The sequence below is a fragment of the Pseudomonadota bacterium genome, assembly GCA_018823135.1.
Classification (GTDB): Bacteria; Desulfobacterota; Desulfobulbia; order Desulfobulbales; family CALZHT01; genus JAHJJF01.
Genome location: JAHJJF010000012.1, coordinates 1 through 15,145 on the forward strand (window position 1 = coordinate 1; position 15,145 = coordinate 15,145).

Consider the following 15,145-nt stretch of genomic DNA (forward strand, 5'->3'; position numbering starts at 1 on the left):
GCAAAAAGACTGATTTCATCGAGTTATTACTTGATAACCAGTTAATTTTATGTGGTGGACCTTTTGATACCGCGACTTTTCTACGTCTCGTTACTCTGGCTTATCTGCAGGTTCATCACATTTTTGATGAAATCGAAAAAATGACTGAATGACGAATTATTTTTATATAATAGTATTTTTTAATAGTTTCAACAGAGATATTGTCAAAAGGCTTGAGATGGGTCTGAAATCAGCAGAATCAGGGTATTCAAGGATATTATGTGAAGCCCCTGTTTGGCTTTAAAAAGTAGCTGGGAAACTGAGAGCAGCAAGAATTAGTCCTCGGTTTACCAAATTATAAATCGAGTAAATACTTTTTACTTGAAAAAGCCTTGTACCCTGGCAACATCTCAAAAATAAAGGGCTGTCTCAAAAGTGAGGCAGCCCTTTATAAAAATAAAATCAGCTTGGTATTACTATTTAAAACAGTCCTGAGACTTTACCGGTTTCCGTGTCAACATCAATACGACGGAAGGCCGGATTGGAACTGGTTCCCGGCATCAGGCTGATGGTGCCGGCACAGGGGCACAGGAATTTAGCGCCGGAATAGATCAACACATCGCGGATGGGCAGCCGCCAGCCTTTGGGTACACCTTTCAAGGTCGGATCGTGGGAGAGGCTCAGGTGACTTTTCACCATCATTGTGGCAAAGTCGGCGTACTTGGGATCTTTTTCCAGCATTTCGGCCTTGGCATTAGCCTCGGCAGACCAGTCAACCCCGTCGGCACCATAGACTTCCCGAGCTATTACATTTACACGATCACGCAGCTTCATTTCCAGTGGATAGAGGAATTTGAAATCGTTTTCTTCGTTGCAGGCTTCGACAACTGTATCAGCGAATTCCAGGGCTCCCTCGCCACCCAATTCCCAATGTTTGGACTCGGCGCAGCGAGCACCGGCAGCCTCGGCGATCCTGCGAACGACTTTACACTCTTCATCGGTATCGCTATAGAAACGGTTGATGCAGACTACTGGGTTGATACCGGCCTTGCGGATAACTCCAATCAAATGGACCATGTTTTCACAGCCCTTTTCAACCAGTCCCACGTTTTCTTTGGTGTATGCATCATCAAGAGGTTTTCCGGCAACTACCTTGGGACCGCCGCCGTGCATCTTCAGGGCGCGGATAGTCGCGGTAAGAACTGAGACATGGGGTTTGAGGCCGGAGTAACGGCACTTGACATTCCAGAATTTCTCAAATCCGATATCAGCTGCAAAACCGGACTCGGTAATATTATAATCAAAAAGTTTCAATGCTACTCTGTCGGCGATAATTGATGACTGACCCACAGCAATATTGGCAAATGGACCGGCATGGACCAGGCAGGGATTGTACTCGGCCGTACACATCAGGGTTGGGTTGATGGTGTTACGCATGAAGGCAGCCATGGCGTTACCCACTTCCAGGTCACGACAGGTAACCGGTTTGCCGCTCTTATCAAAGGCCACGGTGATATTGTTGATTCTTTCTTTCAAGTCAGCCAGGTCTGTGGCGACAGCCAGGATGGCCATCAACTCAGATCCCACGGCAATACCGAATTTGGATTGCATGGTAAATCCGTCGGTGCGTCCGCCGATACCTATAATGATATTTCTCAAGGCCTGGGCGCAGAAATCAATAATCCAACCCATCTCAACCCGGGTGGGATCGATATCGAGACGCCGCATGCCGGTCAATCTGGCAAGCTGCTCATCGTTATAGTTCCGTTCATGCTGCATGCGGGCGGTGAGCGCCACCATACCGAGGTTATGGGCGTTCATGATATCGTTGATATCACCGGTGAGACCCAGGGAAAATTCGGTCATCGGGATCAACAGGGAGTTGCCGCCGCCGGCTGCAGTGCCTTTGACATTCATGGTCGGGCCGCCTGAAGGCTGACGCAGAGCGCCGCCAACATTCAATCCTCGTTTACCCATGCCTTCCATCAAACCGCATGAAGTGGTGCTCTTGCCTTCGCCCAGTGGGGTTGGAGTAATCGCGGTAACTTCGATATATTTACCATCCGGTTTATCCTTGAGCCGGTTGATGATCTTCAGGAAATCGAGCTTGCACAGTCTGCCCATGGGCAGCACTTCATCCTTCTGAAGTCCAAGTTTTTCGGTCCACTCTTCCGGTGTGGGCATGTTTTTTTCAGCAGCTTCTGATATCTGCCAGTCTGCCATGTTCACAGCATCGAATGCCATAATTTCCTCCCTAATGTTTTTTGGTTGATTAATGTTATCTAGTAATTACTGATAGTTAAGCAATAAACATCCATGTTTGAAACAATTAACATACTCTATTAATTTTCAACGTTCAAGTCTGCAAATACGGTTGGAAATCGTTTTTTGAAGTCATCAAGAAGCGGGATCATAACTTCTCGCATGGATGGTTCCGCAGCACGGGACGTGCGTAATTTGAAAATATGAACCCACTCGATAAGATTGGCATAGGTGATAAGTTCGGTCTTGCATGAATTGGGTAGAACGGTTCTTGCCGCTTGCGGGGAAGAGGTTTTCAGCAATTTCAGATAAATTTTTTCCGTCTCAATCATCGCCTTTTCCCATTTTTTATAATCCTCAGTCCCCTCTTCAAAAAACATGGGTTTGATAAAGGTGACCTGGCTGTCAAATTTGTCTTCACTGTAACGACAATATCTCTGACTTTCCTGCAGATAGGAACAAGGACGGTGGCGAACGATTTCATGGGTTACAGCGCGGTTGACTGTAAACTTCACAGCGATGTGTCGATGACGGGCAAGAAGGTCGGAAGAAAGTTTTTCAACCTGATCCAACGGTATTTTTTCAATATGTATGCCTTCGTGCTGCAGCCAGCCGGCCTTTGGTTTCAGGTCTGAAAAGAAAAGCGGGTAGCGTTCTCCCAGAAAGCCGGTAATCGCTTTGATCATCTTGACCGATGGGTTGGACTGATAAAGTTCCCTGAAGGCTCTGACGCTGCCGCTGATAAGCAGTTCTTTTTTGTCGGTGCGATCAATTATCAGATATTTGGGCAATGTATTGAAAAGCTGCACAGCAAATGACTCGCTGTCATAGGTGACCTTCAGGGTTAAAACGGCCATTTCCATGACTGAATTATGTCCGTGCTTTAAAATTGTTTTAATGAAGGGTTCAGTGGATTGGGCGCTGATTTTATCTTCGCTCTTATAACAAACGCGACCGCATGCTTCTATGCGAATTGCCATGCTCTGCTTGTCAAGGTGATCAAGAATTTCATAAAACGGCGAGATAACTTTCATGGGAAGTCCTTCAGGTTGATGGCGTCGTAAAAAATCCAATCTACTGTGTCGTATTGGGTAGCGAAATGCTCAAAAGACCATAAGTATGCCCCCGCTTTCGCGACCCAACTACTCCGAGTATATCGTGCTTTTAACTTAGCCATCTGAATTGGTACGACAGACTTTGTATAAGTCAGTCAAGATTATATTTATGAATTACATCCGCAATGGATGCCGCTGCGGCCGACTCGTCCTTTGTGTTCGGATTCCCAGAAGGGTGACATGGACCGAAGATTGTCAATAACCGGAGGGAGCTTGTCAAGGATGAAATCGATTTCTTCCTCGGTATTGTAAATGCTTAAGCTGAAACGGATGGAACCATGGGCTGCGGTAAAGGGGACGCCCATTGCGCGTAAAACATGGGAAGGTTCAAGCGACCCTGAGGTGCAGGCTGAACCCGATGATGCACAGATCCCGAATCTGTCAAGATGAAGGAGGATAGCCTCTCCTTCCACATATTCGAAACTGATATTCAGCGTATTGGGAAGCCTTTCGGTCTGATGACCATTGAGCATGGAACTGGGGATTAGTTCAAGGAGTCCTTTTTCCAATCTGTCCCGCATTGCACGTACGCGGGTATTCTCTTCATCCATATTGAACTGAGCAAGTTCGCAGGCCAGGCCTAATGCAATGATTGAGGCAACATTTTCCGTGCCGCCGCGACGGCCTTTTTCCTGATGGCCGCCGATCATGAACGGCACAAACGGCGTACCTTTTCTGACATACAGCACGCCGATACCTTTCGGCGCGTGGAGTTTATGACCGGAAACGGAAAGAAAATCAATCGGGGTCTTTGAAAGATTAATCGGGATTTTGCCCACCGCCTGTACTGCATCGGTGTGAAAGAGGATGCCGCGGCTTTTGGCGATTTGTGCCATTTCCTCAACCGGGAAAATTACCCCTGTCTCATTATTTGCCCACATGACGCTTACAATTGCAGTGTCAGCATCCAGGCTTGCCTCATATTGCGCAAGATCGATCATTCCATCCCTTGAAACGGGAAGCTGGGTCAAACGATGTTTGTGTCCAGTGAGTTTATCCATGCCTTCACAAAGGTTTTTCACGGCAGGATGTTCAACCCGTGTGGTAACGATATGTCTTTTTTCCGGATAGGACTGCAAGGCTGAAAGAATAGCGGTTGAATCGCTTTCCGTGCCGCAGCTGGTAAAAATTATTTCCTCCGGGTAAGCACCGAGGAGGGAGGCGATCTGCTGACGTGCGTTAACGATTGCTTTGCCCGCCTTGTCGCCGAAGGTATGCATGCTGGATGGATTACCATAGAGTTCGGAATAATATGGCTGCATTGCCACAACCACTTCCGGGGCGACTCTGGTTGTGGCGTTGTTATCCATATACACCACAGCCCCTTCTACACCGTTTGTCATGATTTTTCCTCCTCAACAATAAGCGTGTCAAGCACCTGTTCTCGGAGCTTTTTCTCAACATATTCCTTTAATGTCGTCTGTGAGGCGGCGCAGCTAACACAAGCGCCACGTAGAGAGACAAGGACAAAATCACCATCAACATCAATGAGCTCGATATCGCCGCCGTCTTTTTTCAAAGCCGGCCGGATTTCTCTTTCAAGGACATCTTCGATGAGTTTGATTTTCTGTATATTGGTAAGGCGTTTTGGCTTTTGGACGGCAGCTTCTTCTATACGGGTGCCTTTCCTGGTTTCCAGGATCAATTCAAGGATTCTGTCGTGGCAGTTGCCGCAGCCGCCACCTGCCTTGGTGAAATTGGTTACTTCCTCAACAGTCCTTAAATTGCTTTCCTGGACTGCACGCCGGATTTCAAGATCGGTTACGCCAAAACACTCGCAAACCACCTCCCCTTCAGCCATTGGCAAGGTAACTCCGCGGTAATTGGCGATGGCGGCTTCAAGCGCTTCGCGGCCCATTACTGAGCAGTGCATTTTTTCTTTTGGAAGGCCGCCAAGGTAATCGGCAATATCTTCATTCGTGATTTTTGCAGCTTCGTCAAGGGTAAGTCCTTTAACCATTTCCGTTAATGCCGAAGAAGAAGCAATTGCGCTTGCACATCCAAAAGTTTTAAATTTGGCATCAATGATTTTTCCATGATCATCAACCTGAAGCATGAGTTTCAGCGCATCTCCACATGCAAGGGAACCGACTTCGCCAACCCCGTCGGGTTTTTCTATCTCGCCGACATTTCTGGGGTTTAAAAAATGATCTTTGACTTTATCCGTGTAATCCCACATAAACCAGATAATCCTTATAATTTTATTTTATATATTTTATCATTAATTAATGAGCAGCAACCGCAGCAGCCTGTCATTTTATCAATAAATACGAGGCTGATAAAAGAATTTAACACATTAATTTTTTGCTCATTAAAAAGCAACAAAATATAATTTTCCACGACAGGAGGACGGAAAAGGGCTTTTATCTGGCGGAGAAACAAGCTTTACAGAGAGAAACCAGGGAAACCAAAGAAATGACGCCACAAATTATTCATGCGCTTTGAAGATGGAATCAGGGCGTTGTTTAGTGTTCTATTTTATCAGCAAACTCTTTGCGGATTCTTAATGTCTGGTCAATGTATTTGAAGAATAAATCAAGGAGAGGCGCGTCAAAATGGGTTCCGTGTCCTTCACGCATAATTTCCAGGGCTTTTTCAACGGTGAATGCATTTTTGTAGGGGCGGTCGGAAGTCAATGCATCAAAGACATCGCAGATTGCTGAAATTCTTCCCTCAATAGGGATATTTTCGCCTTTGAGCCCTCGCGGATACCCTGAACCATCATATTTTTCATGATGGGTATGGGCGATACTAGCTGCCAATTCAAGGAAAGATGAATTTGATTTAGCCAGTATTCTATATCCAATGTCCGAGTGTTCTTTAATGGTTTCAAACTCTTCGAATGTCAGTTTTCCCGGTTTCATTAAAATAGTGTCTGAAATACCAATTTTGCCGACATCATGAAGGGGACTTGCAATCTGAATCATGGCACATAATTCTTGAGGCAGTCCGGCTTTATTTGCCAGCAAGCCGCAATAATGGCTCATTCTGATCGTATGTTGCGCTGTTTCATTATCCCGGAATTCAGCGGCCCGGGCCAACCGGAAAATAGTTTCCTCACGGGAGGCTCTGATTTCCTGTTCAGCGGCAACAAGCTCTTTGGTTTTTTCAAGGACTTTGAATTCAAGTTCTTCCTGGTGCTTTACATGTTCGATTTCCAGTGCACGGCGTTTTAATGCATTTGAAATATTGATGAGCATTTCATTCATTTCAAAGGGCTTTATCACATATCCATAGGCTCCAAGTTCCAGTGCATTTAATGCTGTTTCGCGGTCGTCAACCGCGGTTACCATGATAACCGCCAGTTGAGGATATTTTATATGCATGGTCCGGAGCAGGTCAATTCCTGTGGCGCCTGGCATGTTTATATCGCAGAGAGCAAGGGAAAAGGCGTTTGTTTCGAGTTTCTCAAGGGCTTCTTCCGCATCATGGGCCTGACTGCATATGAATCCTTCACGGGTTAAAAAACGTTGCAGAATCTCTCGGATCGACACCTCATCATCAATAATCAGTATATTGTGTTTATTCGTCATTTTTCAAACCTGGGCCATATCCTCAGCCGTTGATGATGAATCCTTCATTTGCTGAACTCTTTCGTCTCAAGGGCCTTGCGGATTAACTGTGCAATGTCGTTGGTGGTCATGGGCTTTAAAGCGAATTCATTTATTCCTGAATCGTTAATCGCATCCATATTAAGGGTTTCACTGAATCCGGTTATCAAGACTACAGGGATATCTTTTCTTATTTCTTTGATTTTTTTACTTAATTGAAGGCCGGTCATATTCGGCATCATCTGATCAGTTATTACAATATCAAATTTTTCAGGATTTGCTTGAAAAGCGTGGAATGCTTCAACGCTGCTCGTTCGGACGGTGACAGTATATCCCAATCGTTCAAGGAGTTTCTTGCCGATTACGGTAAGCGGTTCTTCATCGTCGACAAACAAAACCCTTTCATCGCCTCGAGGAATTAATTCGCGGCCTACCGATTCGCTTTCCGCTACGACATTTAATTGTGGGAGAAAAACATTAAAAGATGTACCGATCCCTACCCTGCTCTGGACGGTTATTGCACCACCCAGATTCATGACAATGCCGTGAATGACCGCAAGACCCAACCCGGTTCCTTCGGAAAGAGGTTTTGTGGTAAAGTATGGTTCAAAAATCCTTTCAAGAAGATACGGATCCATTCCCGTTCCAGTGTCGGTCACTGTAAGCCTGACATACTGTCCCACATGAAGATTGGGATGCTGCAGTGCCAATTGTTTATCAACCTGCACTGCCTGTAAATTGATTTCAAGAATACCACCATTCTCGAACATTGCCTGATAGGCGTTGGTACAGAGGTTCATCATGATTTGATGAACCTCTGTGGGATCAGCCAATACCGGACCGCTTTTGGGGTCGATCTTTGAAACGATATGATGGTCGACGGGATAGACGCACGCAGCAGCTTGATTGTTTCTTTGATAATCAGATGAACTTGAAGAGGGTGTCGGTCCTGTTCTGTCTGCCGACTGAAGGTGAGTATCTGGCGAACGAGATCTTTGGCCCGGTTTCCAGCGAGAAGGACCTGTTCCAGATCGGCTCGCGCAGTATGGTTTTCACCAAGTTCTTCCATGGCCAGCGACCCAAACCCAAGGATGGCACCAAGGATATTATTGAAATCATGGGCAATACCGCCTGCAAGAGTGCCGATGGCTTCCATTTTCTGCATCTGTCGGAGCTGAGCCTGGAGTTGTCCTTTTTCCTGCTCGGATTTCTTGAGTTCGGTTATATCTGAAACCAGCGCATCATAGGCAATCAACGTCCCATCATCATCAAACCGCGGCACAATAGTGTTCCGGATCCAGCGTATCGAGGCGTCTTTATGATATATCCTGTGTTCAAGGGGCGGGATTAATTCACCGAGATGAATACGATTCGTATGATCAATGACATATTGTCTGTCATCCGTATGGACCATTTTCAGCCAGAGGTCGGGATTGTCGTCATATTCTTCTGGCGTATACCCGGTTACTGCGATGCAATTCGGGCTGTGCATGGCGGTGGCGGGTTGTCCTTTTTCAATATCAACGGTGTATACGTAATTACTGACTGTTTCAAGAAATCTGCAATAACGATCATTTATTTCAGTGAAAGCCTTTTTGGCATTTACGTTGGCTTTAACTTGATTTTCAAGTTTTCTGATCTTCTTTTCAAGATCGTTGTAACTGGGTTTTTGAGATTTTTCCTCTGTCATTGATTCTCTGCCATATGCATAACTTATTAATGGAACTTTTCAGTAAAAATCATATATTTACAGCCGGAAAACTTGAGGAAATGCCCTAACAATATAACAAGTTTCTCACAAAATGAATTATAATTCAAAAGAAAAATAATATATTTTTTCGAGAAAACCTTGATCTAACAATTATTTGATATTACAGGTAAAATTTATAACTGAAACAATGAGCGGTTTTGATTGTTTTGTTGGAAATGGCAAAAAACTCTGGCGGTATTAACTAGTCTCTGGATTTTTTCGGAGATGGGTGAAAATTATCCCTGCAAGTGCCTGACTAATTCCCTGCACCGATGCAAGTTTTTCAGTGGAAGCGGATTTTACATCTTCGAGGCTGCCAAGGGTTGTGAGCAGGTTTTTTTTCCGTGATGGGCCCACACCTGGAATACTGTCAAGCTCTGAGCGAAGATGATCTTTGGCTCTGAGATTTCTGTGAAAGGTAATGCCGAATCGATGTGTTTCATCCCTGATTTTCATGATTATTAATAATACCGGGGAGTGCCTGGCAAGTAATATGGGATTTTTCCGGCCGCGGATAAAAATCTTCTCCCCTTCGTCTGATTTTTCCTTGGCAATACCGATCAGGTCTATTCGCTCATGAAGGTTAAGTTTCTCAAGGATAAAGTTCGCGGCACTGAGCTGGCCCTTGCCGCCATCCACAATAAGCAGATCCGGTAATTGTTTTGTATCGGAAATTTTGCTGAAATGCCTTTCCAGGACTTCCTGCATCATTGCATAATCATTTGCTCCTTGAACCGTGCGAATGGTATAACGCCTGAAATTCTTTTTGTCCTTTTCACCGGATTCAAAGGAAACGATTACACCCACCGCCTGTTTGCCGCCGATGTTTGATATATCGATGCATTCCATTCGTTGCGGTTTAGTCCGCAAATGAAAGTTTTCCTGGATCTTTGCAGATAATCCATCCCAGGACTTTTCTTTTTTCTCCTTTTCCGTGAATAGTTGTTCGGCATTATGATTTGCCATCTCGATGATTTTGAGCCGGTTTCCCCTTTTTGGTACACGGAGATATACATGACTCCCTCTGGTTGCGGTAAGCCATTGGGTGAGAAAGCCTTTATCGTCCGGTTCAAAGGGCAGAAGAATCTCTGGTGGTATGGGCTGATCATTTTCATAAAAGCGTTCTATAACCGAAGCGATAATCTCTTCATTACTGCCTGCCGGTTCAGGGAGAAAAAAGGATTGTCTGCCATTGATGATTCCCTCACGAACAAAAAGTACGGCAATTGCTACGGAATATCCTTTTTGGGCAAAACCGAAGACATCCTGATCATTAAAATTCCCGGCGGCGATAACCTGTTTTTCCAGGGTTTTTTCGATAGCGTTGATCCGATCGCGGTATTTTGCCGCATCCTCATAGCGCAAAGATTTTGATGCTTTTGCCATTTCAGACTTTGATTTAACCAGCAATTTCCGGTTTCTGCCTTCCAGGGCAAGGATGACATGTCTGACCATTTCCATATATTCATGGTGTCCGATAAGCTCCATACACGGCGCAAGGCATCTGCCCATTTGATGATTAAGACATGGCCGGTTTCTTTTTTTAAGATCCCGGCCCTTGCAACGACGCATGGGAAATAATCTGTTGAGGAAATTCAAGGTCTCCCACATTGCCGATGAGGAGGAGTAGGGCCCGAAGTATCTGGAGCCGTCCCGGGATCTCCTGCGGGTCATTTGTACCCTGGGCCATTTTTCACTGATCGTCACTTTGATATAGGGATAATTTTTGTCATCACGAAGGATAACGTTATATTTGGGGCGATGTTTCTTGATCAGGGACGATTCGAGAAGAAGTGCTTCATTTTCGGTGCTGGTGATGATTGTCTCGACCTTTACGGCATGGGAAAGCATGACCCCGGTTTTTGAGTGCGGATTGCCGATCTGCTTTACATAGGATGCCAGCCGTTTTCTTAAATCACGGGCCTTACCGGCATAAAGAACAATCCCTTTGCTGTTTTTGAAAACATAGACGCCCGGATTGTTCGGTACGGATTGAAGAAAATCTTTGGTGAGGATTGCTGATGTTGTCTTGGCTATGGTCATACTTGCAAAGATTAATCGTGATTAACAACGATTTCAAGACCGCAGATCGGATGCAGTCTTTTTCCGATCTACCAGCCAATTTCAGTCGAAATGTATCCGGTTCCCAAAGACGCAAGCAGGTCTTTTGCCGATTGAAAATAATTTATAGCTACTTTGAATGAATCTTTTTAGAATCCCACGATGAAATCAGATATATTCAACATTAAGCAGAATCGCTGGTGGGCGGTCATTCCACTTATAATCCTTATCTGGCATGCAATATACATTTCCTACACACAATCTCCGGATTATTTATTCTTTGTATGTTACCCAGCCAACCTTATCCTGATCATCGGCATCCTGTTTCGCATAAGTCTTTTTATCGGTGTCGGTTTCGGGTGGACCCTGATCGGTTTTCCATTGTGGCTCTATGACAGTCATCTTACCGGGAATTATGAATTGAGTTGTACCCTCTTTCATCTCGCCGGCATACTGGTGGGATTTATGACAGTAAAACAGTATATCTTTCCAAGATTCACCTGGCTGGCAGCCATCCTGCTTGCTCTTTTCATGCAGATCACCGCGCGGATTTTTACCGACGAAAAGCTGAACATAAACGCCGCGTTCCGTGTCTATGAAGGCTGGGAAGGCGCATTTTCAAATTACACGATTTATATGATTGCAATGATGTTTGGTTTCGCCTTGTTCTTCTTGGTGTTCACCACGGTAAGCAATTGGGTGTTTCACCGGGAGAGCAAATAGCATTACATAAGATTATTTCTGACACAGGCCGGGAGCAGTCGCCCGTCTGCCTGCGGATAATGGTTGCAGCATTTGACTGCCCTGGAAAGATCGAAGGTGGCACGATCCATGAAATGATGAATAAAAATTGATTTGATGTTTTTGAGGCCGATATCGAGCGTTTTCCGGTGCGAGGAATTGTTGTCAAACGCATTGAGTTCCAGCAGTATTTTCCGCACTGTTTTTAATACCGCTTCCCGATCCGGCACAATCCCGTCCGATGACCATAATGCATAGAGCGCATCTTTAATTTTGGCTAACGATTGCCAGTCCGTATTCATCAATGCCTGATTTTTAATCATGTCCAGATAATCTTCAGCTGGAAGAATCGACGGTAGCGACACGAAACGGCCTTCGGCTGTTTTAAGCAGATAAGTCAAGGCAAAACAACCTGGATGGGAACAGGGCAGCGGCGTGAAATCCTTTTCCTGTATGACCCCGCCCGAAGCGCCGGCAAGCAATTTCACAACTTCGGGAATGGTCACCGCATCAATGCATTCCCGTGGCATTTCACGATGAGCCCGGCAGGTATCGGCAAAAGGTTGAATCATGATGCTTAAGATTTCGTCATGGGCAAAAAAGAGATCGAGAATTTCCCCGAGTTCCTGTTCATTCACTCCCCTGGCCAGGGTGACAGTAAGTGAAACCTGCCCGCCGAGGGAAATGATTTTTTCCACCAGCTTCCGTTTCATTTCCGCCAAGGAAGCATTGCCGCGTAGTTTCTGATAGACCTCCGGGGAAAAACCGTCAAATTGCAGGGAGATCACCACGCCACGGTCTCGCAACTCGCAGATGAGCCGGTCATCTTGGGAAAGAAGCAGGCCGTTTGTTGACACGGACACCAGGCCGATTTCCGGCCGCAACACAAGATCGACAATCTCAAGAAACCGGGGATGGCAGGTTGGCTCGCCGCCGCTCAGGGTAAGCATGTTTATTTTTTCTTCATAACGCAGCAGGTTGTCGATGATCGTGTTTACCTGTTCCGGAGAAAGTTCTTCACTGACGCGACCGGCCACAAGACAGATGGGGCACTTCATGTTGCATTGATCGGTTATTTCCAGTATCGGCACACAGGTGTGCTGCTGGTGCCTGGGGCAAAGGCCGCACGATCCGGGACACGGACCAAGGGCGTTTATTGCCCGGTTTGCAGGGTTTGTGCCGGGTTTAACATAGGACAGCGAGCGCAGATACCATTCAACATCCGAACAGACAAGAGCGCGGCTTTCTCCGTGATCCGGGCACCATTTCACCAGAAAAACCTTATCATCTGAAAAAACGATCTTGGCATCACAAAGGGCCCCACAAAGGTTGCAGAGCGCCCTTGTTGCGGAATGGCAATGTTCTTTTTTTCTGGTCGCTTTCATTTATTTTTCCAGAAACGCTCGTCTTTCATCCGATAGAACAGGTTATAGTTGCAGGCGCCAACCAGTTGTTCAGCATGCACGGGAACCTGGTCCGGACAGCGGATCGCCCGGCCGATTTCATAGGTGTCTTCATCCATATGGGCATGAACATAGATGGTTTTAATCATCTTTTCAGCCAGACGCTGCCGTTCACTTACAGAATAATTTTTCCCGGCAGGATACATTTTCTTGAGCAAGGTTTTCAGCACGGCAAGTTTGTTTTCATTACCGCCTTCACTCCATAGTCGATCGATTGTCGCTCTGAGGTCGTCTTCAAGACGCTCCGAGGGTTTTAATAAATAGCCGTCTGAAAGATGCGACACCAGGGTTTCGGTGTCGAACAGGTCGGTGAAGGAAATGGCGTTATCTTCCGTATCCATCAGAAGATAACATACGCCGTAGCAGAGAGGATGGGCCGTGGGCAGGGGCACGAAATTATCCACGGGGATACGACCACTTGTGGCATGGCTTATTCGCCGTTCAACTCCATCAACGGGAATGTGCCGGCGGGGATTGAATCCGCCGCCACCCTGCCCCGTATAAGCCATGGTCTGGATGGTCAGGCTGCGGATAAAGTCTTTTTTCAGGGAAAGATCCAGGATATCTCCGATTTCGTCTTCATTGACGCCGCCCACCAGAACCATGAGCACGGTGGTCTGCACATCGTGTTTTTCCAGATGCTCAAGGGCTTTTTTCTTTTCTGCGACAATATCCTTGCCATGCAATAATCTGCTTCTCTCCTGATCCAAGGTATCGATTGAAATGACGACATATATACCCATTTCAGCAAGACGTTTGGCGATTTGAGGATTTTTTGCGATCTCGAGGCCATTGGTGTTCATTGTAATCCTGCCGATTTCCGGGCGTTTTGCCCTTTGCAGCAATTTAAAAAGCTCGGGATGCAAGGTCGGTTCGCCGCCGGTGATGTTAACTAAATCGACACCTCCGGTTGATTCGACGACAAAATCAATGTGTTTGTCAAATTCTTCGGGAGACATGAAATACATGCGGTCGGCGCGGTTGTATGTAAAACAGATCGGGCAGCGAAGATTGCAGGCATTGGTTATGGAAAAGACCGGCAGGTTGCAGCGTTGCGCATGAAAGGAGCAAGGCCCGCAGGAATATGGGCATTCCGCCTGTTTGGCAATTGTTTTGTCCGGTGCGCATGTTGCCACCGGGGAACGCATGGCTTTTAAATACCACGATAAGCTTTCCGCAACCAGGGCCCGGGATGAACCGTGTTCATCGCAATATCTCTCCAGAAACACTTGATCGTTTTGTGATATATAGCGGACCTCGACGAGTTTGCCGCATTCCCTACACATTCCCTTGGAAACCGAAAGGAAAGTGGTTTTATTGTTCTCATTGCATGAGCAATCCATCATAAACCGCCATCAATGAAAATGCTCTGGGCATTGATATAGGAGGCTTTGTCAGACACCAGAAAGCAGGCAAGCTCTGCGACTTCTTCTGGTTTTCCAGGCCTTCCCATGGTGCAGAATTTATTGAAATCCTCCAGTTGTTTTGCGGTAATATTCATACCGACACCGCCCTGGATCAGGCCGGGTGCGATCTCGTTTACCCGGATTGAATAGCGGCAGAGCTCCTTGGCAAGAGAAATGGTAAAACCGGTCACCCCGGCCTTTGCGGTTGCATAATGAACAGGAACCTCAAGAAGCCGGTGGCCGGCGATGGAGCCGACATTCAATATGGTCCCGGCTCGCTGACGGATCATGCACGGCACCACGGCCCTGCTGAACAAAAACATGCTCTTCAGATTGATCCGCATCATGTCGTCCCAGTCTTCCTCTTCCATAAGTGCAAAAGGCATCACCTGGGTGGCGCCGAGATTATTAATCAGAATATCTATAGTTCCGAACTGCTTTTCAACTTCACGGCAGAAACCATCAATCTGAGCCGCTTGATCCGCTTCGATCCGGTCGAACAGGCAGGGTTTGTCCGGGGCTGAGAGTTCATCCGCCAGATCCTGTGCCCCCTGGCTATTGGTATGATAGGTAAAGGCGACATCTGCGCCTGACGCGGACAATACCCTGCAGATTGCCGCACCTATTCCACCTGTTCCGCCTGTTATCAAAGCCTTTTTCCCTGAAAGCATAACGCCCCCCCTTGATATCGAAATATTGTCATTTAATATATGTTTTATAAAGACAACAATCAGTTAATAGAATTTTATGGCTCTAAACTGTTTACAACTTGTTGTTTAAAGGGTGTGCTGTTTTTATAAATTCCTTTTTGTTCAAG

At 46.2% G+C, this 15,145-nt stretch carries 12 protein-coding genes; 1 reads left to right on the forward strand and 11 read right to left on the reverse strand.

Annotated elements, in window-relative coordinates; all coding sequences use genetic code 11:
- Positions 1–459: 459 nt before the first annotated feature.
- From KKE17_00670 to uvrC, 8 genes are all read right to left on the reverse strand, one after another.
- Positions 460–2,223, reverse strand: coding sequence for a formate--tetrahydrofolate ligase (locus KKE17_00670; protein MBU1708493.1), 1,764 nt, complete (start codon positions 2,221–2,223; stop codon positions 460–462).
- A gap of 98 nt (positions 2,224–2,321) precedes the next feature.
- Positions 2,322–3,275, reverse strand: coding sequence for an FAD-dependent thymidylate synthase (locus KKE17_00675; protein MBU1708494.1), 954 nt, complete (start codon positions 3,273–3,275; stop codon positions 2,322–2,324).
- A gap of 188 nt (positions 3,276–3,463) precedes the next feature.
- Positions 3,464–4,699: a cysteine desulfurase NifS gene (gene nifS, locus KKE17_00680; protein MBU1708495.1), complete on the reverse strand. Its 1,236-nt coding sequence runs from the start codon at positions 4,697–4,699 to the stop codon at positions 3,464–3,466.
- Complete coding sequence (gene nifU, locus KKE17_00685; GenBank protein MBU1708496.1) at positions 4,696–5,535, reverse strand: Fe-S cluster assembly protein NifU; 840 nt, start codon at positions 5,533–5,535, stop codon at positions 4,696–4,698. The genes nifS and nifU overlap by 4 nt, the downstream gene beginning before the upstream one ends.
- Positions 5,536–5,821: 286 nt before the next feature.
- Complete coding sequence (locus KKE17_00690; protein MBU1708497.1) at positions 5,822–6,889, reverse strand: response regulator; 1,068 nt, start codon at positions 6,887–6,889, stop codon at positions 5,822–5,824.
- Between the two features lie 44 nt (positions 6,890–6,933).
- Complete coding sequence (locus KKE17_00695) at positions 6,934–7,710, reverse strand: response regulator (protein ID MBU1708498.1); 777 nt, start codon at positions 7,708–7,710, stop codon at positions 6,934–6,936.
- Complete coding sequence (locus KKE17_00700; protein MBU1708499.1) at positions 7,707–8,597, reverse strand: PAS domain-containing protein; 891 nt, start codon at positions 8,595–8,597, stop codon at positions 7,707–7,709. The genes KKE17_00695 and KKE17_00700 overlap by 4 nt, the downstream gene beginning before the upstream one ends.
- Before the next feature lie 258 nt (positions 8,598–8,855).
- Positions 8,856–10,700: an excinuclease ABC subunit UvrC gene (uvrC, locus tag KKE17_00705; GenBank protein MBU1708500.1), complete on the reverse strand. Its 1,845-nt coding sequence runs from the start codon at positions 10,698–10,700 to the stop codon at positions 8,856–8,858.
- A 180-nt stretch (positions 10,701–10,880) separates the two neighbouring features.
- Between uvrC and KKE17_00710 the strand changes: the two genes are divergently transcribed.
- Positions 10,881–11,441, forward strand: coding sequence for a hypothetical protein (locus tag KKE17_00710; protein MBU1708501.1), 561 nt, complete (start codon positions 10,881–10,883; stop codon positions 11,439–11,441).
- A 2-nt stretch (positions 11,442–11,443) separates the two neighbouring features.
- Here KKE17_00710 and KKE17_00715 read toward each other — a convergent pair whose 3' ends face one another.
- From KKE17_00715 to KKE17_00725, 3 genes are read right to left on the reverse strand one after another with little or no spacing between them, the layout of a single operon-like run.
- Entirely contained in the window at positions 11,444–12,844 is a 1,401-nt protein-coding gene (locus KKE17_00715) for a radical SAM protein (GenBank protein ID MBU1708502.1), read from the reverse strand.
- Positions 12,841–14,268, reverse strand: coding sequence for a radical SAM protein (locus KKE17_00720; GenBank protein ID MBU1708503.1), 1,428 nt, complete (start codon positions 14,266–14,268; stop codon positions 12,841–12,843). The genes KKE17_00715 and KKE17_00720 overlap by 4 nt, the downstream gene beginning before the upstream one ends.
- The gene (locus KKE17_00725; protein ID MBU1708504.1) at positions 14,265–14,999 is read right to left on the reverse strand and encodes an SDR family oxidoreductase; all 735 of its coding nucleotides are present in this window, start codon (positions 14,997–14,999) and stop codon (positions 14,265–14,267) included. The genes KKE17_00720 and KKE17_00725 overlap by 4 nt, the downstream gene beginning before the upstream one ends.
- Between the last annotated feature and the right edge of the window lie 146 nt (positions 15,000–15,145).

What these genes read in the sequence shown, in the direction of transcription:
- KKE17_00670 (MBU1708493.1), bottom strand. Translation starts at nt 2,223, where the DNA reads ATGGCATTCGATGCTGTGAACATGGCAGACTGGCAGATATCAGAAGCT.
- KKE17_00675 (MBU1708494.1), bottom strand. Translation starts at nt 3,275, where the DNA reads ATGAAAGTTATCTCGCCGTTTTATGAAATTCTTGATCACCTTGACAAG.
- nifS (MBU1708495.1), bottom strand. Translation starts at nt 4,699, where the DNA reads ATGACAAACGGTGTAGAAGGGGCTGTGGTGTATATGGATAACAACGCC.
- nifU (MBU1708496.1), bottom strand. Translation starts at nt 5,535, where the DNA reads ATGTGGGATTACACGGATAAAGTCAAAGATCATTTTTTAAACCCCAGA.
- KKE17_00690 (MBU1708497.1), bottom strand. Translation starts at nt 6,889, where the DNA reads ATGACGAATAAACACAATATACTGATTATTGATGATGAGGTGTCGATC.
- KKE17_00695 (MBU1708498.1), bottom strand. Translation starts at nt 7,710, where the DNA reads ATGATGAACCTCTGTACCAACGCCTATCAGGCAATGTTCGAGAATGGT.
- KKE17_00700 (MBU1708499.1), bottom strand. Translation starts at nt 8,597, where the DNA reads ATGACAGAGGAAAAATCTCAAAAACCCAGTTACAACGATCTTGAAAAG.
- uvrC (MBU1708500.1), bottom strand. Translation starts at nt 10,700, where the DNA reads ATGACCATAGCCAAGACAACATCAGCAATCCTCACCAAAGATTTTCTT.
- KKE17_00710 (MBU1708501.1), top strand. Translation starts at nt 10,881, where the DNA reads ATGAAATCAGATATATTCAACATTAAGCAGAATCGCTGGTGGGCGGTC.
- KKE17_00715 (MBU1708502.1), bottom strand. Translation starts at nt 12,844, where the DNA reads ATGAAAGCGACCAGAAAAAAAGAACATTGCCATTCCGCAACAAGGGCG.
- KKE17_00720 (MBU1708503.1), bottom strand. Translation starts at nt 14,268, where the DNA reads ATGATGGATTGCTCATGCAATGAGAACAATAAAACCACTTTCCTTTCG.
- KKE17_00725 (MBU1708504.1), bottom strand. Translation starts at nt 14,999, where the DNA reads ATGCTTTCAGGGAAAAAGGCTTTGATAACAGGCGGAACAGGTGGAATA.